The organism is Leadbetterella byssophila DSM 17132, assembly GCF_000166395.1.
Lineage (GTDB): Bacteria > Bacteroidota > Bacteroidia > Cytophagales > Spirosomataceae > Leadbetterella > Leadbetterella byssophila.
The window spans coordinates 2331396-2352248 of sequence record NC_014655.1; the positions used below are offsets into that span (position 1 = coordinate 2331396).

Genomic DNA, 20853 nt, shown 5'->3' on the forward strand with positions numbered 1-20853 from the left:
AGCAAGAGGTTTTAACCTCTTGCTTCCAATATTTTCTTAATAGCAGCCTGAACAGACCAAACCCTATTTCCGGCCTGCTGTATCACCGCGGAATGCGGACCATCAATGACCGCATCAGCTACTTTTAGCCCTCTCCTAACAGGAAGACAGTGCATGAAGAAGGCATCATCCGTTAAAGCCATTCTTTCTTCCGTAATAGCCCAAGAACGATCCTGAGTTAATACTTGCCCATAGTGTTCATAAGACGACCAGTTCTTTGCATAGATAAAGTCGGCACCTTTAAAAGCTTCAGCCTGGTCATGCATAACTAAGGCATCTTTACGGATTTCAGGAGCTAAATCATATCCTTCAGGATTGGCTATCACAAACTCATAGTCTGTCTTCAATACCCATTCTGCAAATGAGTTCGCAACAGCCTGAGGCAGAGGTTTGAAATGAGGTACCCAGGTTAGGACCACCTTAGGTCTTTCTTTCTTCTTCAATTCCTCTATAGTTATCAAATCCGCTAAAGATTGACATGGGTGACGTGTAGCCGACTCCAAATTCACTATCGGTACTCCGGCATATCTCCTGAAACTCTCTAAAACGATCTCTTTATAATCTTCATCTCTGTCTGTCAATCCCGCAAAGGCTCGCACCCCTATCACGTCACAGTATTGACCTAAAACTGCTGCAGCTTCCTTCACATGCTCTGCTTTGCCTTGATCCATGATGACACCATCCTCAAATTCTAGTTGCCAAGAATCCGAACCCACATTCATCACAATCACATTCATGCCCAAGTTCAGCGCCGCTTTCTGAGTAGAAACACGAGTCCTCAAACTAGAATTAAAGAAAACCAGACCCATGGTCAGGTTCCTTCCCAAATGTTGAAATTTGAGAGGATCAGCTTTCAATTCTAAGCCCAATTGAACCAATTCCTCTACACTATCTACATCATTCGGGTTTATAAAATGCTTCATCAATTTTTCACAATTTTGAAGCAAATTTACACCAATATCTAGAACATGGGCAGGAAATCTCTGTAAATTAACGACCTTTACCTCCCTTAGACCTAATTTGGAAATGCGTATTTGCCTCGAGAATGTTAGCGTAAAGAAGAACGAAGACCTGATTTTAAAAAACCTGAATTTCGCATCAGAATACCCTGAAAATTGGGCCATCATGGGACCCAGCGGATCAGGAAAAAGTACTTTTTTAGATCTTTTGGCAGGAAAAATCTTTCCATCTCAAGGTAAATTCCTCAAGGACAAAGAGCTAAAAATCATAAGCGTCAGCAGAGACTATTCCTTTCATCGTATAGTGGGTAACGCCTACCAATACTATCAGCAACGTTATAATGTTTATGATGCGGAAGTAGGACCCACCCTTTACCAGGTTCTACAAGATCAAGTCTTACCCTTATATACCATAGATGCCTCCTCCGTGGAGCTACCTCCCCTAACCTACTCCGAAGAAGAGGTGTATAAAACGGCTAAAACGTTTAGAGTGGACCATCTCCTAGATAGAAGAATAACTTCTCTATCAAATGGAGAAACACGGAGATCTCTGCTCACCTATTGGATGTTAAAAAAGCCTGATATTTTACTGCTTGATAATCCATTTTCTGGTCTTGATATACAAAGCAGAGCTGCACTCCGACAAATCCTAGAATCTCTGGAGAATACCCGTATCTTCCTGGTAGCAGAACCAAAGGACTTACCAAAAGGATTTAATAAGGTTATTCTATTTAATAAAGGCGAAATTCAATATCAGGGTGATTTAGAGCAAATGCCTCAGTTGCAAGAAGTAACCTATATCCCCGATTTCAGTGGCTTACATCATGCTGAAGAAGCGAATTTCTCCACAGCACTCCGACTTATAAACACGAATGTGTTCTATGGAGAAAAACAAGCCCTCTTTGATCTTAACTGGGAAGTAAAAAAAGGAGAATGTTGGGCGGTTTTAGGCCCTAATGGCTCCGGTAAAAGTACGCTAATGAGCCTTTTGACCGGAGATAATCCTCAAGCATACAAAAACGAGATGTATCTCTTTGATCGAAGACGTGGCACGGGTGAAAGCATTTGGGACATCAAAAAGAACATTGGATTCGTATCTCCGGAATTACACCTCTTCTTTCATAAACTCACTCCGGTATGGAAGGTCATTGGATCAGGATTTTTTGACGCTATGGGACTCTTTAGAAAATTGACCGTAGAACAGGAAGGCCTTATAGATGAATACCTGTATAGGTTCCAATTGTCTTCCTTGAAATTTAGAAGGTTAGACCAATTATCCTCCGGCCAACAAAGATTTGTCTTGCTCATCAGAGCTTTGATTAAGAATCCGCCCTTGTTAGTCTTAGATGAACCTTGCCAAGGCCTGGACCATAATCAAATGGTCTCCTTTAGAGAAACCCTAGATCATTTAGTCAGGGCCCAGAAAAAGACCCTTATATACATTACACATTACAAAGAGGAAATCCCCTCCTGCGTTAACCATTTCCTTCATTTAGAAGAAGGAAGGGTGGTTCAGAGTTCATAAACCTCTCCCTGCGCAGGAATGGTTACCTTCCGAAAACCTTGCCCCAGAAGCTTTTCTCGAAAGGCCTCTTGGGTTTTGATTTCCCCGTGGACCAAGAAGAGATTCTTCACTTTCTCCACCTTTTGACAGGACAAATACTCCATCATCTCTTTGTAATCTGCATGGGCGGAGAAAGAATCCATGACTTCAACATCCGCGCGAACCAACTTATCTTCTCCAAAAATCTTGACCGTAGAGTTTCCAGCCTTTAACTGAGCTCCTAAGGTATTGGGAGAACAGTAGCCCACTATTAAGATGGTATTCTTACGGTCTTCCACATTGTTTGCTATGTGGTGCTTAATCCTACCCGCCTCCGCCATCCCTGATGCTGAGATGATGATGCAAGGTTCCGGCCTAAAGTTAAGCGCTTTAGAGGCTTGAACATCTGTGATATACGTCAGATTTTTAAAACCAAAAGCATCTCCATCCTTTTCTATGTAATCTAAGATCTCTTGATTATAATCTTCTTTATGCCTGATCATTATACGGGTAGCCTCTACTGCTAATGGACTATCTACATACACCGGTATAGATGGTAGCCTGCCACTACTTTCCAATTGGTCCAAAATAAACACCATCTCCTGAGTCCGGTCTACGGCAAAAGCGGGAATGATTAACTTCCCCCTCTTTTGAACACAAGTCTTATATACCATGTCCAATAATCGGGAATGTGCATCAATATCCGGCTCATGCAGTCGGTCTCCATAAGTAGACTCACAGATTATATAATCAGCCTGAGGAAAAGGAGCCGGGTCATCTAAGATCCGGTCTCCTTTCCTTCCGATATCTGCCGTAAAAAACAGGGTCTTGGTATAGTGAGGAGTTTCAAAAGAGAGATAAATCCCGGCACTACCTAGGATATGCCCTGCATTATAAAACTCTACTTTAACGTCTTTATCAATATAAAAAGGTTTATTCAAAGGTTGAGGTACAAAGAGGGATAGAGCCAGATATACGTCTTCTTCTTCATATAAATACTCTAAGAGCTCTTCACCTCTGTTCTTTCGGCGCTGATTCACTCTATCCAAATCTCTCTCCTGAATCCTGGCAGAATCCAAAAGCATGATCTTGCAGAGGTCCAAAGTGGCAGGTGTACAATAGATCTTCCCATTAAAACCTTGCTTCACCAGTCTAGGTATCAAACCGGAGTGATCTATATGGGCATGTGACAATAGCAAGATATCTACCTCTTTAGGATCAAAGCCAAAGCTAAGATTAAGCTCTGAGGTATTGATCCCCTGAAACATACCGCAATCCAGTAAAATTTGCGTGCCACTATCCGTAGTAATCAAATGCTTACTACCTGTTACCCGCTGCGCTGCGCCGAAAAACCTTATTTTCATAGTTCACTTTTTACAAACTCCATGAGATCCGCAATGTATTCTTTAGAAAAATCAAAACGTATACCCGCTGCTGCATACAAGGATTTAATGTCTTTTGTATATCCCAGAGACAAACATGCCCTATACTGTTCCAAACCTTTTTTAGGATCCTTTTTATAATTTCTCCAAACACTGATAGCCCCCAATTGCGCCATTCCGTACTCTATATAATAAAAAGGTACTTCATAGATGTGTAATTGTTTCTGCCAACTATACCGTTGATACTTCTCTAAACCTCTCCAGTCTGTCACAGAATCCTGGAAACGATTAAAGATCTCCACCCATTTGTCAGCTCTATCTTCTAGAGAATGTGAAGGATTTTCATAAAGCCAGTGCTGGAATTGATCCACTGTAGCTATCCAGGGCAATGCACCCAATACATCTCTAAGGTGCTCACGTTTGGCACGCTTTAAGTCCTCCTCATTAGGGAAGAACACGTCCCAATGTTCCATAGAAATCAGCTCCATACTCATGGACGCCAATTCTGCCACTTCCATAGGAGGGTTACGATACGCATTTAGAGATAGATCTCTCACCTGGAAAGAGTGTATGGCATGTCCTCCCTCATGTACCATGGTTACCAGATCCCTTAAAGTATCTGTGGCATTCATAAAGATAAAGGGAACCCCGGTCTCTTCCAAAGGATAGTTATAACCTCCAGGTGCTTTACCTTTTCTGGACTCAACATCAAAATGTCCCAAACTCCGCATGGTTTGAATATAACTCGTAAAGTCAGGATGAATCTGACGGAAACAAATCTCCGTTTTATTCAATAGATCCTCTGCATTTTCAAAAGGCTTAAGCGGAGCCTTTCCGTCTACATCTGCCTTTGCATCCCAGGGCTTGTAATCTCCTAATTTTTCCTTTCTCTCTTGTTCCAAAGTATCTACTACTGGAATAACGGTCTCCGCTATGGCCTCATGGAAGTCAAAACAGTCTTGGGGACTATAGTCAAATCTACCCATGGCAGAGAACATGTAATCCCTGAAATTAGAGAACCCTGCATTTCTGGCCACCTGATGTCTCAAGCCCAGAAGATCAGAGAATAGTTTGTCTAAGGTTTCATGATCTTGGAGTCTTCTTTCTGATATAGCTCTCCAAACCCTCTCACGCAGTGGCCTATCCGGACTTTGAAGATAACCTCCTGCTTGTGGCATGGTTAATTCCTTGTCGTCTATGTGCACGGTCATTCCACCTGTGATGGTTTGATACTCCACCTGCTTCATTTGAATGTCCGTAAATAGGGAAATATTTTCTTGTCGAAAGATCTTCACTGCCTCCTCTATCCCCCGGATCATCAATGTATAGCCTGGCTCATTTATTTCAAATGTATTGGCTAATTCCAGGGTCTTTTGATTTAATATATCTCCATATGCAGCTAAATGAGGCTGAATGTTTTCTACAAAATCCTGATATTTCTTCTGTAATCCGGCATCATCCGTCTGGCAAGTCATTTTGATATATCTCCAGGCAAAATCTTCTGATACTACAGATTCTAGTTCGCTCTTGTCCTTAAGCCATTGTAAGAAGCTGTCTGCATCAGAAGGCTCCCTTTGCTTTAGATCTTCAAAATATTTGGACAGCTCATCCCAACTAGTTATCTGATAATCTTGTGGTAAGAATGATCTTTTCTTCTTCTCAAATGCTAATTTGCTCATTCGCTTCGTTTTCTTATTAAACGCAATTTAAACCCCTACTTCTAAAAAAATCACTTATAATGAAACTTTTAAACCCATGTATTTGTATTAAATGTATATACATAAAAAGAGAAACATATGAGCACTTGGAAAATCGACCCTTCGCATTCAGAAATTCAGTTTAAGATCAAACACTTAATGATCAGTACCGTTACCGGTGAATTCACTGATTTTGACTCAACATTGGAGTGTGCTTCAGAAGGAGAAGACTTCAATGGAGGTAAAGTAAACTTTACTGCTAAAATAGATTCGATTAATACAAAGAACGAGCAGCGTGATGGCCATTTAAAGTCGGCTGACTTCTTCGATGCTGAAAAATATCCTGAGATCAGCTTTACTTCTTCATCTTTAGATCTATCTGGTGGAGAAGTAGTATTAAAGGGAGATCTTACCATCAAAGGTACTACTAAGCCTATTACCTTAACCGGAGATTTCGGTGGAGTTGTAGTAGACGGATACGGTCAGACGAAAGCCGGATTTGAAGTAGCCGGTAAGCTGAACCGTCAAGATTATGGTTTGACTTGGAGTGCAGTTACAGAAGCAGGTGGTGTAGTGGTTAGTGATGACGTGAAACTGCTCTTGAACGTGCAGTTTGTTAAGCAAGCTTAAAAACGCAAGCTCAAATCCACATAAGTCCTCTTTCTAGAGGACTTTTTTTTGGTTATTTGAATTATTTTTCGTAACTTAATAATATAAAAAAGGGATGTTTTCACATCCCTTAGTCTAGCATCAAATACGCTTTGATAAAATCATCAATCTCTCCGTCCATTACTCTCTGAATGTCTGAAGTCTCATGACCAGTACGTGCATCCTTCACCAATTTATAGGGATGGAACACATAGTTTCTGATCTGCGAACCCCATTCAATCTTCTTCTTAGACGCTTCAATATCTGCTCGAGCAGCATTTCTTTTCTCTAACTCGATTTGATACAAACGAGATTTCAACATGTTCATGGCGTGCTCTTTGTTGGCCAACTGAGAACGCTCAATCTGACACACGATCACAATACCTGTAGGTTTGTGAGTCAACTGCACCTTGGTTTCCACCTTGTTTACGTTCTGACCACCGGCACCACCTGAACGAGAGGTTTGCCACTCTATATCAGCATCCTTAACTTCCACCTCAATGGTATCATCCACTAAAGGATAAGCATACACAGAGGCAAAGGAAGTATGTCTGCGGGCATTAGAGTCAAAAGGAGAAATCCTCACCAAACGGTGAACCCCGTTTTCAGATTTCAAATACCCGTAAGCTAAAGGACCGTCAATCTGCATAGAAGCGGATTTTATACCTGCTCCATCTCCATCCGTCCAGTCCACTTGCGTTACTTTATACCCATGTTTTTGGGCCCACATCAGGTACATACGGTAAAGCATACTCGCCCAGTCCTGGCTTTCTGTTCCCCCTGCACCGGAGTTGATCTCTATAATGGCTGAGAACTGATCTTCCTCGCTCGAAAGCATTTTTTTCAATTCCAGCTCTTCAATGATTTGGACCGTCTTCTTCGCTTCCGTGTCCACTTCTTCTTCTTCTACCTCTCCTTCTTGATAGAACTCAAATAGAGTCTCTAGATCAGAAATTGAAGCTTCAGCCTCTTCATAGGCTTCTGTCCAGTTTTTAAGGACCTGGATTTCCTTTACTACGGTTTGGGCATGATCCGAATCATTCCAGAATTCGGGTTGCGCTTGTTGATTCTCTAGATCCCCAAGCTTCTCTTTTCGGTTATCGTAGTCAAAGATACCTCCTTAGTGCCGTCACTCTGGCTCTCAAATCTTTCAACGCTTCTGTTGTCATGATTTCCTTAAAATGGTTAAACAAATGATTTAATGTGCAAAAATACAAAAAAATCCTCCTGAGACCCAGAAGGATTCTTTTTAAGAACGAAGATAATCCTTAGTACATGGTACCCTGAATCTCACGTGGCCTACCGCCCGGAGTGGTTACAAAGGCATCTATAAATGACCCAAAATCAGGAGAAATGGCTACTACATCTTCGCCTTCAAATAAGACAGCATAGTATCTCCCGTTTATATTTTCTATCCTATAGTTTTCTTCCAAAAGAATAATGGAATCCATTAAATCAAAGGCAATATCCCTGTCCTCCTCTGACTCAAAACCTTCTGATCTCAAATACAAAGTGGCATCCGGGTTATACACCCCAAAATAATGCTTCCCGTCCTCGTGCTGAAATTTAACATAACCGGTGATCCCATAGGAATCCCATATTCTCGGACGGTTTAAATACTGATCTACTTCCAGATAATTCTGCAAATTCAAATGTGCAGATTTTTCCAGTAGCAACTTCAAAGCTTCTTCCGCCTTTGCCTTACTGCTAAAATCGCATGACCGACCTATCTCCTTTCTATTACCACTCTTAAGTACCAAATAATACTTCTTACTCACTTCCTCCACATTCCAACGCTCCCGTACCTCCAGGTTCTTCTTAACAGCAGCTATGCCCTTTGTCCGACTAGAAGCGTCAGCATATCCTTCACTTCTCAACAAAAGACTACCCTTTTGGTAACTGAAATAAAACTTCCCCGACTTCTCAAATAATGAAAAACCTTCATTCTTAGGATCTGCAGGGTGACCTTCATACGACTTACACTTTAGATAATCGTCAACCATATAAATTATGAATGTTTAATCCACCGGAGTGAAAATGTAAACTAATTTACAAAGCAGATTCCTCAAATCCTTAATTTCTAGACTCAAAAAAGTATTTATTACCCTTTTCTTCAATACTTTATTTGAAAAGTATAATTATTCTGCATGCATACCGCTACCTCGCCTCAAACTCCTCAGTATAAAGCAGTAAATTGTGTACAATTGGCACAATTTTAAAAATTTTTATTATTTCTACGCTTGTAGTATTTTGCCAAAAAATACCTTAACATGATTCGCTCTATCCTATTTCTACTTCTTAGTTTCCTAACTCTTTCACTAAAGGCTCAAGATCTCATCCCTTTACCCGTTAAATGGGAAAAGAAGACGGGCACCTTCTCTGCGAAGAATGCCCTGGATATTGTTGTCTTAAACCCCGACCTAAGAAGCCAGGCAGAATACCTGAAGAATATCCTGCCCAAAGGAAATCACCAGATACTATCCAAACCAGGGAGTAAGAATTCCATTATACTTGCTCTTAGCAAAAATGATCTATTGGGGACAGAAGGATATTCCCTTTCCGTAAAAGAAAAAGAGATCAGAATTACGGCAAATACCTCAAATGGCATTTTCTATGGCATCCAAACCCTTCGTCAACTCTTACATGATGGGCAAGTCTCCCAAGGTGAAATCCTGGATTATCCGCGCTTCGGTTGGAGAGGTCTCATGCTGGACGTAAGCAGGCATTTCTTCACCGTAGAGGAAGTAAAGAAATACATTGATGTCATGTCTCAATATAAACTTAATGTATTCCACTGGCACCTTACAGATGACGAAGGCTGGAGAATAGAGATCAAATCCCACCCTAAACTAACAGAAAAAGGAGCCTGGAGGGTAGAACGTCATGGCCGCTTCGGCGATCAAAGACCCTATCCAAAAGAAGGAGAAGAAAATACCTACGGAGGTTTCTATACCCAGGAACAAATCAAAGATGTGATCCGCTACGCCGCAGAAAGAAACATCACCATTGTGCCGGAAATAGACCTTCCTGGCCATTCCATGGCCCTACTTACCGCCTATCCGGAATTATCTACGAAAAAGGAACCTAAGTTCGTAAACCCGGGTTCGAAATTCGCGGAATGGTACGGCGCTCACGAATTCAAGATGCTGATTGAAAACACAGTAAACCCTGCAGATGAGAAAGTCTACCAAGTCATCAATGACATCATGGGCGAAGTAGCCGCTCTATTCCCGGGTGAATATATACATATGGGCGGAGATGAAGCCTATCATGGCTACTGGGAGGAAGACCCCTCAGTGCAGGAATTTATGAAGAAGAACCAACTAAAAGACACCAAAGAGCTTCAAGCCTATTTCGTCAGAAGAGTGAATGATATCATTGCTTCCAAAGGCAAAAAGATGATAGGCTGGGACGAAATCCTGGACGGTGGAGGACTTCCTAAGTCCACCGCTGTGATGAGCTGGAGAGGAACATCCGGTGGAATCAAAGCCGCCAAAGAAGGGCATTATGTAGTAATGTCCCCCACCACTTACGCCTATTTAGACTACACCCAAGGGGATAAATCCGTAGAAAATCCTATCTATTCAGACCTTTCACTCGCCAGAACGTATGAACTAGAGCCCGTTCCGGATGGAGTGGAGCCAAAATACATATTAGGTGGACAAGGAAATTTATGGGCAGAAGTGATTCCAACCCTTAACTTCGCCTTCTACATGGCCTACCCTAGGGCTCTGGCTATTGCAGAGAAGGTTTGGTCTCCAAAAGGAGCCAGTGATTTTAACGGATTTCTTAAACGACTAGACACCTATTTTACCCGCTTTGACGAAGCTGGAATTCCCATCTCCAAAGCCGTCTATGAGCCGGTGGTAGAAGTCAAGAAAGAGGGCGAAAAGTATTTCTTGCACCTCAAGACCTATTGGCCAGGAGCAGAAGTCTATTATTCCTTAAATAATACCTATCCGGTGAAGTATTCCTCTAAGTATGAAGGTCCTGTAGAAATACCAAATGGGGATCTAAAACTCAGAACTCAGACCATAAAAGACGGAAAAGAATTAGGACGGGAACTAATCATACCCAGAGAGGACTTGATTAAGAGGGCAAAATAATAGGTATGTCATCACATCACGTAGTTAGAGAGAAACAAGAACCGGCATTAATCATAGCGAACGGGGAGGCCTGTTCGGAGGACCTTCTAGGCCAATTACTCGAATGGTCTCCCACCGTTATCGTTCTGGATGGAGCTCTGGAAAGAGTTCTGGACCTGGGAATCAAAGTGGACGTCATCTTAGGGGATTTCGATACTAGAAATCCAGAAGAACTTAAGATTCAACAGTACCCGGTCAAAGTAGTCCATACTCCCGACCAGGAATATCCAGATCTAGAAAAAGCCATACACTACCTCATACAGGAAGAATATCCCGCGGCAAACATCATTTGGGCCACGGGTAAAAGGGCGGACCATACCATGACAAACATCTCCATTCTATGCAGATATGCGAATAAAATCAGCCTCAAAATAATAGATGACTATTCTTGTATTTTTCCAATACTGCCCCGCCCACACGTTTTCAAAAAATGGTATAAAAAGGGCACTAACATCTCCCTGATGCCTCTTGGTACCACCACAGGCATAACCACAGAAAACCTGATGTATAACCTGCACGAAGGTACCCTGCAGTTGGGTTACAGAAACGGGAGTTCCAACAAGGTCCTGGAGGATGGCATGGTCAGTGTGGATTTCTCAGAAGGCGACTTGTTGATTATGGAATGTAACGACTAATAATTAATCCCTTAAATGTGGATAACTTTGTTAAAAAGTAGTGGATAACTTCTGAAGTTCCAAATTCATTTCCACAATTTTTATTAAATGGTATCCTATGAAAAAAATTTCATAGGATTTTTTTTAGTCGGACACAGCCTCCTATTTTAGCTAAACAATTGATAATTAGCAGCAGTCCTTTTTCGGACAATTTATATATTTTTAATAATCTCTCACCAGCCCTTCTGTTTATAATTTTTTTTGTACTTTTTTTTAAATAGCTTTGGTAAGCAAACCAGTGAATGATAACTACTTAATAAAATTTCAACCTATATGTTTGTTGTAAAGAGAGACGGCCGACGGGAGTCTGTAAAGTTTGACAAGATCACCGCCAGAATTGAACGCCTATGTTATGGGCTGGATCCCTATTTTGTTCAGCCGGTAGAAGTAGCCATGAAAGTAGTGGCGGGGATCTATGATGGGGTCACCACTTCCGAACTTGACACTCTGGCTGCAGAAACTGCCGCCTCCATGACCACCAAACATCCTGATTACGCTATTCTGGCTGCTAGAGTTGCTATCTCCAATTTACATAAGAACACGCTTAAGTCTTTTTCCGGCACCATGAAGTTGCTCTACCAATACGTAGACCCTAAAACCGGAGAAAATGCAGCTTTGATTTCTAAAGAAACCTGGAAGATCATTCAGGCTAACGCTGCTTTATTGGACTCATCTATTATATACGACAGAGATTTTGGGTATGATTTCTTTGGTTACAAAACCTTAGAAAAATCTTACCTCATGAAGTTAAATGGGAAGATTGTTGAACGCCCTCAACACATGCTGATGCGCGTGGCTGTAGGTATACATGGAGAAAACATTGAAAAAGCAATAGAAACCTATAACCTCCTTTCGGAGCGCTGGTTTACACATGCCACCCCTACCCTATTTAACGCAGGTACTCCTAAACCTCAACTTTCGTCCTGCTTCCTTTTAACCATGAAGGACGACAGCATTGAGGGCATATATGACACATTAAAACAAACGGCGAAGATCTCTCAGTCGGCCGGAGGAATAGGCCTTTCTATCCATAATGTAAGGGCTACAGGCTCCTATATCAAAGGCACAAACGGTACTTCAAACGGTATCATACCTATGCTGAGAGTATTCAATGATACCGCCAGATATGTAGACCAAGGCGGTGGCAAGCGCAAAGGCTCTTTTGCCATCTATCTGGAACCATGGCATGCAGATATCTTTGAATTCCTCAACCTGAAAAAGAATCACGGTAAAGAAGAGGAAAGAGCTCGCGACCTATTCTACGCCCTTTGGACTCCTGACCTTTTCATGAAAAGAGTTGAGGCTAATGCAGATTGGTCCCTATTCTGCCCACACGAGTGTCCGGGATTAGCAGACACCTACGGAGAAGATTTCGAAAGATTATATACCAAGTACGAAGCAGAAGGCAAAGCCAGAAAAACCATACCTGCACAAGAGCTTTGGTTCCAAATCCTCGAATCCCAAGTAGAAACCGGTACTCCTTATATGCTGTACAAAGACGCTGCTAATAAGAAGTCGAACCAAAAGAACCTTGGAACCATCAAGTCCTCTAACCTGTGTACAGAGATAATAGAATATACTGCACCAGATGAGGTGGCGGTATGTAACCTGGCCTCCATAGCCCTGCCTAAATTTGTAAATACAGAAGGACCAGCACCTAGTTTTGACTTTCAAAAATTATATGAAGTGACCAAAGTAGTCACTCGAAACCTGAACCGTATTATAGATATCAACTATTATCCGGTTCCTGAAGCCGAAAACAGCAATAAACGTCATAGACCTATAGGACTAGGGATCCAAGGCCTTGCTGATGCCTTCATCCTGATGCGCTTCCCATTTGATAGCGAAGAGGCTCAAAAGCTCAACAGAGATGTATTTGAGACGCTTTACTTTGCAGCAATGGAAACTTCCATGGAACTAGCCAAAGAAGAAGGACCATATTCCAGCTTTGAAGGATCTCCTATCTCCAAAGGTATCTTCCAGTTTGACATGTGGGATGTTACCCCGGATTCCGGACTTTGGGACTGGGAAGACTTGCGTAAGAAAGTGATGGAACACGGCGTGAGAAACTCTCTGCTCCTAGCTCCTATGCCTACCGCCTCCACTAGTCAAATCTTAGGAAATAACGAGTGTTTTGAACCATACACTTCAAATATCTATAGCCGAAGAGTACTTTCCGGAGAATTCGTAGTTGTGAACAAACACTTACTACGCGACCTGGTAAAAATAGGCCTTTGGAATGATACCATGAAGAACAAGCTGATAGCTGCCAATGGATCCGTACAGCAGATCCCTGAGATCCCTGAAGATCTAAAAGCACTATACAAGACGGCATGGGAGATCAAACAAAAGTCCATCATAGACATGTCAGCTGACCGCGGCGCTTACATCTGCCAAAGCCAGTCCCTAAACATCTTCATGACGGATCCGAACTTTGCGAAGCTAACCTCCATGCACTTCTATGCCTGGAAAGCTGGCCTGAAAACCGGTATGTATTACCTAAGAACTAAGGCTGCCGCTGATGCCGTGAAATTCACCGTAGACAGACAGGCCATAGCAGAGACAAGTCCGGTAACAGAGACGATACAAGAAAAACCCCTTGATTATAAAGGATATGCCAAAGAACAAGCAGAAAAAGCTGCTGCCAGCTTCCAAATGACGGAAGAAGAGCAAAAATATGCAGCCATGCAGTGTTCTCTTGACAATCCGGAAGGATGTGAAATGTGTGGATCTTAAGAAGGGGGACAAAATCCCCCTTTACCCTATACCATGATACGAAGAAACTTTCTAGAACTACTGGGTGGTGCCGGATTGTACACTACCCTTAAACCCTTAATGCCTGAATACCTGGAAAAGGTTAGTTTGCCGGGCACAGATGAAGATTATTGGGCTCAAATCCAACAAGCCTATACCACTTCCCCTCAAATCATCAATCTAAATAATGGAGGAGTTAGCCCCAGTCCGCAAATCGTACAGGATGCAGTGGAAAGGTATAACAAGTATGTTAACGAAGCTCCCTCCTATTACATGTGGAGAATCCTGGATCAGGGGAGAGAACCTCTGAGAGAAAATCTGGCCAAATATGCCGGTTGCTCTCCTGAAGAAATCGCCTTCAATAGAAATGCAACGGAAGCATTGGATACCGTTATCCTCGGACTTCCACTAAAAGCCGGAGATGAAGTGGTATTAAATCCCTATGATTATCCTAATATGCTTCATGCTTGGCGACAAAGAGAAATGCGCGATGGCATCAAACTGAAGTTCGTCAAATTTCCCATAGGGACAGAAGATGAAACCAAAATAGTGCAGGCTTACCAAGAGCAAATGGGGCCACAAACCCGAGTGGTTCATATTACCCATGTGATCAATTGGAACGGTCAAATATTACCCACTAAAAAGATAGCAGACGCAGCCCATAAGATAGGCGCAGAAGTCCTCATTGACGGAGCCCACTCCTTCGCCCATCTGGATTACAAGATTCCTGATTTAGGGGGAGATTACTTTGGCACCAGCCTCCACAAATGGTTGTCGGCTCCCATAGGCACAGGCATGCTTTGGATCAAAAAGGAAAAGATCAGCAAAATCTACCCCTTGGTTCCGAATGATTCTCCAAAATCAGACAATATACGAAAATTCGAAAACCTGGGAACTCGCCCTTTCCCCTTAGAGCAAGCCATAGGCATAGCCTTAAGATTCCAAGAAGCTATAGGGAATGTCAGAAAGGAAAATAGATTGAGATTCTTGAAAAACTATTGGGCAGAAGATGCAGCAAAAATGCCTAAGATAAAGATCAATACACCTTTTAATAACTCATGCGCCCTAGCACATGTAAGCGTAGAAGGTAAAACGGGAGGAGAGATTGAAAGCTACTTATTTAATAAGTTTAAGATTCACACCTCTCCCATTCAGTGGGAAGACCTCAACGGAGTTAGAGTCACCCCACATGTGTATACTACATTAAAGGATCTCGACCGACTCAAAGAAGCCTTATACCAACTTAGTAAAGCATAAAAAAAGAGGGCGTCTCAAAACCTAAATGAGGCGTTCTCTTTGTTTTCAATTTATTTAGGCTGGGATTTCTTATTTGATTTTTTATATTCCAACCTCAGGAGGTTGAATTTGCAAATAGTATTGAAAAAGGTCTCTCAGGAGGCCTTTTTTCGTATATTTTGTGCTATGGCCAATAGGCCGAACTCAATTTCGACCTTATGCTTACCCCGAAGCATAAATCGTTTAAAGCCGTGATTGCTTTTTATGTTTGCAAAGACGGGTTCCACATCGTAACACCTTTTCTTTCGCCTTTTTATTCCTTCTTCACTGTTAAGAAGTTCATAGGCCTGCTTCCGCTGTCGCTCCAGTCGTTCATTGACTTGGACTATCCGATTCCCTTCCATCTTATTACAAGTTCCGTTTAGTGGACAATGCCCGCAATTTTGGGCTTGATATTTTCTTGAGGTTTGTTCAAAACCTGTGCTGGTCTTCCTTTTACTCTCTCCAATGAAATTCATTTGCTGACCCATCGGACAGATGAAACAGTCTTCTTGGGCATTGTAGAATAGCTTATCGGTACTAAATGGGTCCTGGTTATTGGTGTTCTGCTGTCGGTCAAAGAGATTGTATTTGATGTAGGCCTTTACTTTTTTGCCTTCCAGTAAGGTATAATTTTCCTCAGAACCGTAGCCTGCATCTGCCGTGATAACTTTGGGAGCTTGCTGATAGCTTGCTTCATGCTGAGCTATATGCGCTGCCAGAGTGGTGGTGTCGTTGGGGTTGGGGTGAATCGTGTAATTTACAACGAATTGGTTGGAGCTGGAAATTTGAACATTGTAAGCCGGCTTCAATTGCCCATTCCTCATGTGATCCTCCTTTAACCTCATAAATGGGCTCCCTCATCCGTCTTGCTGTAACTGTTACGCTCTCCAAGAATCTGCTCCTGTTCTTCGTATTTGCCCATGTTCTGTGGAAAGTGTTTGGTGGCATAACTCAGTTTGCCTTTCACCTTCTTGTCAATATCTTTTTTCTTGCCCAAAACCTCATTGAGCTTATCGACGGTAGACTGTACTTTTTCTCTAGTAATGGTGGTGAAGTCAGGGGGATCGGGAAGGTTATCCTCTTTGCTGGCAACACTTTGAGCATATTCCCAAATGCCTTTCAATTGCTGCTTCATTTTCTCTTTATTGGTCGCAATAGCCTTTTTCCAAACAAAGGTGTAACGATTGGCATTGGCCTCTATTTTGGTCCCATCAACACAAACCTCTTCAATACTCAAAAGTCCTTCCTGGGCTAAAAGCTTAACTACTTCTTCGAACACACTTCGAAGACTTTCTCGAAGGCGGTCACTTCTGAAACGGTTAATGGTGTTATGGTCAGGATAGCTCATGCCGCTTATCCACATAAAATAAATACTCTCTTTACAGGCTGCCTCTATCTTCCTGCTCGAATATACATTGCTCACATACCCATAAACCAACACTTTAAGCAGCATCTGAGGATGATAACTGGAGGCACCGGTCAATTTATACGAAGCATGCAGAGGAGCGAGATTAATTTTATTAATGACCTCATTGACCACCCGTACCGGATGATTCTTGGGAACCAGTTCCTCCAAACTTGGAGGCAATAGCATCATTTGCTGCTGGTCGTAAGGCTTAAAAGTGGGTTTTCTTGATGCCATACCCTTGATTTTTTATACCTAAATATATGAAAATCAGGATAATAACGCAAGTTTTAAAGAGAAAATGTGAAGCCAAATCTAAAAAAACCTCGGCTTCAAAATAAAAAACGAGGGTGCCTTTATGAGACACCCTCTTTCCTCTTATTCAGGTTTGATCATTTCTAACACTTCAGCAGAAATTCCCGTCATAGAGAAACCTCCATCGTGGAACAAGTTCTGCATGGTTACCTTTCTAGTCAAATCAGAGAATAAGGTCACCACGTAGTCTGCGCAATCATCCGCGCTTGCATTTCCTAGTGGAGCCATTTTCTCAGCGAATTCATAGAAGTGGTCAAATCCACCGATACCACCACCCGCACGGGTTTTAGTAGGAGATTGAGACACGGTATTCACCCTTACATTCTTCAATTTACCATAACGATAACCGTAACTACGAGCTATAGACTCTAACATAGCTTTAGCATCTGCCATATCACTGTAGAAAGAGAACGTTCTCTGAGCAGCCATATAGGTTAAAGCTACTATTGAACCCCACTCATTGATGGCATCCTGCTTTTCAGCTACCTGCATGAATTTATGAAATGACATAGCAGAAATATCAATACTCTGCTTGTACCAATCGTAGTTCAAATCTCCGTATTCCTTACCTTTTCTAACGTTAGGGGACATACCAATGGAATGAAGAACAAAGTCTAACTTTCCACCTAAAACTTCAGTGGAGCGACTGAAAAGCTTCTCAATGTCTTCTAAGCTGGTAGCGTCTGCAGGAATGATTTCTGCATTACATTCCTCGGCAAGTTTATTGATTTCACCCATTCTCATAGCAATGGGGGCGTTGGTCAAAGTAAATATAGCACCTTCTTCTTTCGCTCTTTGTGCCACTTTCCACGCGATAGAATTTTCATCCAAAGCTCCGGAAATTATTCCTCTTTTTCCTTTAAGTAATCCGTAACCCATAGTATAGTATTTAATTATCGTAGCTGCAAAAGTATACTATTTTTCCAAAAGAACCTTACTCCTCCCCTGCATCTTTTCACAGAAAGACTTTGTATGCATCCAGATTTGGCTTAGATTTGAAACCCATTTTTCATTCAACCATGATTGTTTCACCAACAGAACCTTTTAAACTCGTATTTAGTCTTTATCAACACGAATTCTTGGGGTACCTACTGGAACCCTTTGTGGTGAAACTAACCCTGAAAGGAGAATACTCCCTTCAATCGCAAAACATCTCAGGAACGAATGTCAAGGATTTTAAGTCGGGACTTAGCAAAGAACAAATCCGACTCGTAGAACTTACTTCCAGAATCCAACAAGACGCCATTTACAGGAAGTTTAATACGAACAGAAAACTGAAGCGCGACGAGTTCTTCAAAAAAGTATATCAAACCAAAGACGGCGGTCCTGTTTTAAAGGAGAGCATCAATGCCTACCTGGAGAACTATCGCCAAGAGATCTATAAGAACATCAAAGGCCAAAACTTCTTCATCATGGGAAGCGATGGTATACCCACCTGGAAGGAGATTCAAATGGTGGAAGAACCCATCAGAGTATATTTCCACTTCAAACGGGAAGCCACCAAAACCATCTATTACCCCATTCTGAAATGCGGAGGAGAAAAGGTTAAATTCCAATTTAAAAACGGGCTGATCGTTAACGATTCTCCGGCTGTCCTCCTTTTGGATAACCTCATGTACTTCTTTGAAGATCATGTAGACGGAAAGAAACTTCGACCCTTCCTGAATAAGTCAAACATTGAAATCCCCATGTCCATTGAGGACACGTACTACAGGAAGTTCATAGTACCTCTTATAGCGAACTTCAACGTGTACGCTGACGGATTTGAGATCTCGTATGAGAAGGAAGAGTTTACCACCCGCCTGCTCATCTCTGAGGTTAAAGGACAAGGTAAGCTGTTTGAAGAAGGTGAGGAAGAAAGTAAAGATCTACTTCTAGAGCTAGCCTTCCTGTACGGCAATTACGAGTTCAAATTTGATAATTTCTCTGACCCTGCCTACGTATATCTGGAAAGAACAGAAGATTCCTGGAAGTTTCATAAGATAAAAAAGAATCTACAGGCAGAAAGAGCCGTAATCCATTTCCTAAAAGACCTAGGCCTCGATCTAAGAGCCGGAAGAGTGGCACTTCCTAAATCCAAAGCCCTAGACTGGCTAAACCAAAACCTAAAACGCTTAGAAGAATACCCCATTGAGGTTCAACAGCACGTAGGCAATGCCTCCACCTACTTCCTAGGCTATGCACATGTGGATTTAAAGGTCACAGAGAAGAACGACTGGTTCGATATAGAAGCAGAAGTGATCTTCGGAGAATTCCGCATTCCCTTCAAGAAGTTCAAGTACTATATCTTAAACAATATCCGCGAGTTCCAATTGCCAGACGGAACCACCGCCAGCATCCCGGATACCTGGTTTAGCATGTATTCCGAACTTTTTGAAAACATGGATAAGGATGAGCCCCGACTAAAGAAGCAGTTTGTGGGACTCGTACAACTTCTACATCAAGACGGCATCCTGACCGCCATGATGAATAGAAAATTAGCTGCATTAGCAGATTTTGAAGAGATCACAGACGTACCATTACCGGAACATTTCAATGGAGAGCTACGCCCTTACCAGAAGGCGGGTTACAACTGGCTGAACTTCTTGAAAGACTACGGCCTGGGAGGATGTTTGGCAGATGATATGGGACTGGGTAAAACCGTGACTACTTTGGCTTTCCTCCAAAAAATCAAAGAGGAAAATCCGGGTATACCCAGTCTATTAGTACTACCTACCTCTTTGATCTACAACTGGCAAAAAGAGGCTTCCAGATTTACCCCTGAATTAAGAGTCATGGTGCATTATGGAACCCAAAGGAGCAAAGACAGTAACGCCTTCCAGTTTTATGATCTAGTCATCTGTTCCTATGGGATACTGCGGTCAGACATAGACTTTATCAAACACTTCCGCTTCAATTATGCCATACTTGACGAGTCTCAATCCATAAAGAACGCCTCCTCCGCGAATTTTAAGGCTGTAATGGAGCTGAATACCAAAAACCGACTCATCCTAACCGGTACTCCTCTAGAGAACAGCACCCTGGATTTATGGAGCCAAATGAGCTTTGTCAATCCCGGCCTACTGGGTAGCCTCAACTCCTTTAAAAGGAAATACCAAAACCAGATAGAAAAGGAGAAAGATGAAAGTAGCCTTGCCCAACTTTCCTCTAAGATCAAGCCCTTTATGCTGAGAAGGAATAAGCGACAAGTAGCAAAAGACCTTCCGGAAAAGATTGAGTCTATAGTCTATTCTCAAATGACAGAGGAGCAGGAGAAGTTATATGACGAAACCAAATCCTATTTAAGAAATCAAATCATGCAGGAGGCCGGAAAGCCGGGCATGCTGGTATTACAAGGACTCTCGAAACTTAGACAGATAGCGAATCACCCTGCCATGGTTCTGCCCCATTATTCCGGCGGATCTGGGAAGGGTATTGACATCTTGTCTAGGATAAAAGAAGTGGTAAGTGAAGGTTCGAAAACACTAATTTTTAGCCAGTTTGTTAAACATTTAAAATTTGTAGCCGAAGGACTTAGAGCGGAGAAAATTCCTTATTTGTATTTGGACGGAAGTACTAAAAACAGGATGGAACTAGTGAACCGTTTCCAGAATTCAGCAGAAGAGCTCATTTTCTTGATATCTCTAAAAGCAGGGGGAGTAGGACTAAACCTGACGGCGGCAGAGAACGTTTTCCTATTGGACCCTTGGTGGAACCCTGCCATAGAGGCCCAAGCGGTAGACCGGGCACATAGAATAGGACAAACAAAAACGGTATTTTCTTATAAGTTTATTACCCAAAATACCATAGAAGAAAAGATCGTAGAACTTCAAAATACAAAACGTCAACTCTTTGACGAACTCATACTAGAGGAAGAAAGCTTCTTCAAATCATTGAGCACTGAGGATATCCTTCAACTGATAGACTAAAAAAAAGAGGACGTCTCAAAACCTAAATGAGGCGTTCTCTTTGTTTTCAATTTATTTAGGCTGGGATTTCTTATTTGATTTTTTATATTCCAACCTCAGGAGGTTG

At 42.1% G+C, this 20853-nt stretch carries 13 protein-coding genes and 1 pseudogene; 7 read left to right on the forward strand and 7 right to left on the reverse strand.

Annotated elements, in window-relative coordinates; translation table 11 throughout:
• Window positions 1–11: 11 nt before the first annotated feature.
• Window positions 12–962 carry an N-acetylornithine carbamoyltransferase gene (locus LBYS_RS10700; RefSeq protein ID WP_013408895.1) on the reverse strand — a complete coding sequence of 317 codons (951 nt, stop codon included), beginning with the start codon at window positions 960–962 and terminating at the stop codon, window positions 12–14.
• Window positions 963–1065: 103 nt separating this feature from the next.
• Between LBYS_RS10700 and LBYS_RS10705 the strand changes: the two genes are divergently transcribed.
• Window positions 1066–2523, forward strand: coding sequence for an ATP-binding cassette domain-containing protein (locus LBYS_RS10705; RefSeq protein WP_013408896.1), 1458 nt, complete (start codon window positions 1066–1068; stop codon window positions 2521–2523).
• Here the strand turns inward: LBYS_RS10705 and LBYS_RS10710 are convergent.
• A complete protein-coding gene (locus tag LBYS_RS10710) occupies window positions 2511–3905 on the reverse strand; it encodes an MBL fold metallo-hydrolase RNA specificity domain-containing protein (RefSeq protein WP_013408897.1) in 1395 nt (464 codons plus the stop codon). The genes LBYS_RS10705 and LBYS_RS10710 overlap by 13 nt on opposite strands.
• Window positions 3902–5602, reverse strand: coding sequence for a M3 family oligoendopeptidase (locus LBYS_RS10715; protein WP_013408898.1), 1701 nt, complete (start codon window positions 5600–5602; stop codon window positions 3902–3904). Before LBYS_RS10715 ends, LBYS_RS10710 begins: the two co-directional genes overlap by 4 nt.
• Window positions 5603–5719: 117 nt before the next feature.
• Here LBYS_RS10715 and LBYS_RS10720 point away from each other — a divergent pair, with 117 nt between their 5' ends.
• Complete coding sequence (locus LBYS_RS10720) at window positions 5720–6250, forward strand: YceI family protein (RefSeq protein WP_013408899.1); 531 nt, start codon at window positions 5720–5722, stop codon at window positions 6248–6250.
• A 109-nt stretch (window positions 6251–6359) separates the two neighbouring features.
• Here the strand turns inward: LBYS_RS10720 and prfB are convergent.
• Window positions 6360–7437, reverse strand: a protein-coding gene (gene prfB, locus LBYS_RS10725; RefSeq protein ID WP_013408900.1) for a peptide chain release factor 2 whose coding sequence is annotated in 2 segments (ribosomal slippage) — window positions 6360–7385 and window positions 7387–7437 — 1077 coding nt in all. Because the reading frame shifts where the segments join, the coding sequence is not laid out codon by codon here.
• A 99-nt stretch (window positions 7438–7536) separates the two neighbouring features.
• Window positions 7537–8271 (reverse strand): YegP family protein, encoded by a 735-nt coding sequence (locus tag LBYS_RS10730; protein ID WP_013408901.1) that lies wholly within the window; start codon window positions 8269–8271, stop codon window positions 7537–7539.
• A 267-nt stretch (window positions 8272–8538) separates the two neighbouring features.
• On the opposite strand from LBYS_RS10730, the gene LBYS_RS10735 reads away from it, so the two are divergent.
• From LBYS_RS10735 to LBYS_RS10750, 4 genes are all read left to right on the forward strand, one after another.
• The gene (locus LBYS_RS10735) at window positions 8539–10374 is read left to right on the forward strand and encodes a beta-N-acetylhexosaminidase (RefSeq protein ID WP_013408902.1); all 1836 of its coding nucleotides are present in this window, start codon (window positions 8539–8541) and stop codon (window positions 10372–10374) included.
• A gap of 5 nt (window positions 10375–10379) precedes the next feature.
• Window positions 10380–11048, forward strand: coding sequence for a thiamine diphosphokinase (locus LBYS_RS10740; protein ID WP_013408903.1), 669 nt, complete (start codon window positions 10380–10382; stop codon window positions 11046–11048).
• 312 nt (window positions 11049–11360) lie between these two features.
• Window positions 11361–13823, forward strand: a complete 2463-nt coding sequence (locus LBYS_RS10745) for a ribonucleoside-diphosphate reductase subunit alpha (RefSeq protein WP_013408904.1) — start codon at window positions 11361–11363, stop codon at window positions 13821–13823.
• A gap of 33 nt (window positions 13824–13856) precedes the next feature.
• Window positions 13857–15098: an aminotransferase class V-fold PLP-dependent enzyme gene (locus tag LBYS_RS10750; protein WP_013408905.1), complete on the forward strand. Its 1242-nt coding sequence runs from the start codon at window positions 13857–13859 to the stop codon at window positions 15096–15098.
• A gap of 134 nt (window positions 15099–15232) precedes the next feature.
• Here the strand turns inward: LBYS_RS10750 and LBYS_RS10755 are convergent.
• Together LBYS_RS10755 and LBYS_RS10760 are read right to left on the reverse strand one after the other, a co-directional pair.
• Window positions 15233–16761: pseudogene (locus LBYS_RS10755) on the reverse strand (IS1182 family transposase).
• A gap of 141 nt (window positions 16762–16902) precedes the next feature.
• The gene (locus LBYS_RS10760) at window positions 16903–17718 is read right to left on the reverse strand and encodes an enoyl-ACP reductase FabI (RefSeq protein WP_013408906.1); all 816 of its coding nucleotides are present in this window, start codon (window positions 17716–17718) and stop codon (window positions 16903–16905) included.
• 140 nt (window positions 17719–17858) lie between these two features.
• On the opposite strand from LBYS_RS10760, the gene LBYS_RS10765 reads away from it, so the two are divergent.
• On the forward strand, window positions 17859–20747 hold the full coding sequence (locus LBYS_RS10765) for a DEAD/DEAH box helicase (protein WP_013408907.1): 2889 nt from the start codon (window positions 17859–17861) through the stop codon (window positions 20745–20747).
• Window positions 20748–20853 lie beyond the last annotated feature (106 nt).

Excerpts from the sequence above, each read along its gene's own strand:
- LBYS_RS10700 (WP_013408895.1), bottom strand. The coding sequence starts at position 962 with ATGAAGCATTTTATAAACCCGAATGATGTAGATAGTGTAGAGGAATTG.
- LBYS_RS10705 (WP_013408896.1), top strand. The coding sequence starts at position 1,066 with ATGCGTATTTGCCTCGAGAATGTTAGCGTAAAGAAGAACGAAGACCTG.
- LBYS_RS10710 (WP_013408897.1), bottom strand. The coding sequence starts at position 3,905 with ATGAAAATAAGGTTTTTCGGCGCAGCGCAGCGGGTAACAGGTAGTAAG.
- LBYS_RS10715 (WP_013408898.1), bottom strand. The coding sequence starts at position 5,602 with ATGAGCAAATTAGCATTTGAGAAGAAGAAAAGATCATTCTTACCACAA.
- LBYS_RS10720 (WP_013408899.1), top strand. The coding sequence starts at position 5,720 with ATGAGCACTTGGAAAATCGACCCTTCGCATTCAGAAATTCAGTTTAAG.
- LBYS_RS10730 (WP_013408901.1), bottom strand. The coding sequence starts at position 8,271 with ATGGTTGACGATTATCTAAAGTGTAAGTCGTATGAAGGTCACCCTGCA.
- LBYS_RS10735 (WP_013408902.1), top strand. The coding sequence starts at position 8,539 with ATGATTCGCTCTATCCTATTTCTACTTCTTAGTTTCCTAACTCTTTCA.
- LBYS_RS10740 (WP_013408903.1), top strand. The coding sequence starts at position 10,380 with ATGTCATCACATCACGTAGTTAGAGAGAAACAAGAACCGGCATTAATC.
- LBYS_RS10745 (WP_013408904.1), top strand. The coding sequence starts at position 11,361 with ATGTTTGTTGTAAAGAGAGACGGCCGACGGGAGTCTGTAAAGTTTGAC.
- LBYS_RS10750 (WP_013408905.1), top strand. The coding sequence starts at position 13,857 with ATGATACGAAGAAACTTTCTAGAACTACTGGGTGGTGCCGGATTGTAC.
- LBYS_RS10760 (WP_013408906.1), bottom strand. The coding sequence starts at position 17,718 with ATGGGTTACGGATTACTTAAAGGAAAAAGAGGAATAATTTCCGGAGCT.
- LBYS_RS10765 (WP_013408907.1), top strand. The coding sequence starts at position 17,859 with ATGATTGTTTCACCAACAGAACCTTTTAAACTCGTATTTAGTCTTTAT.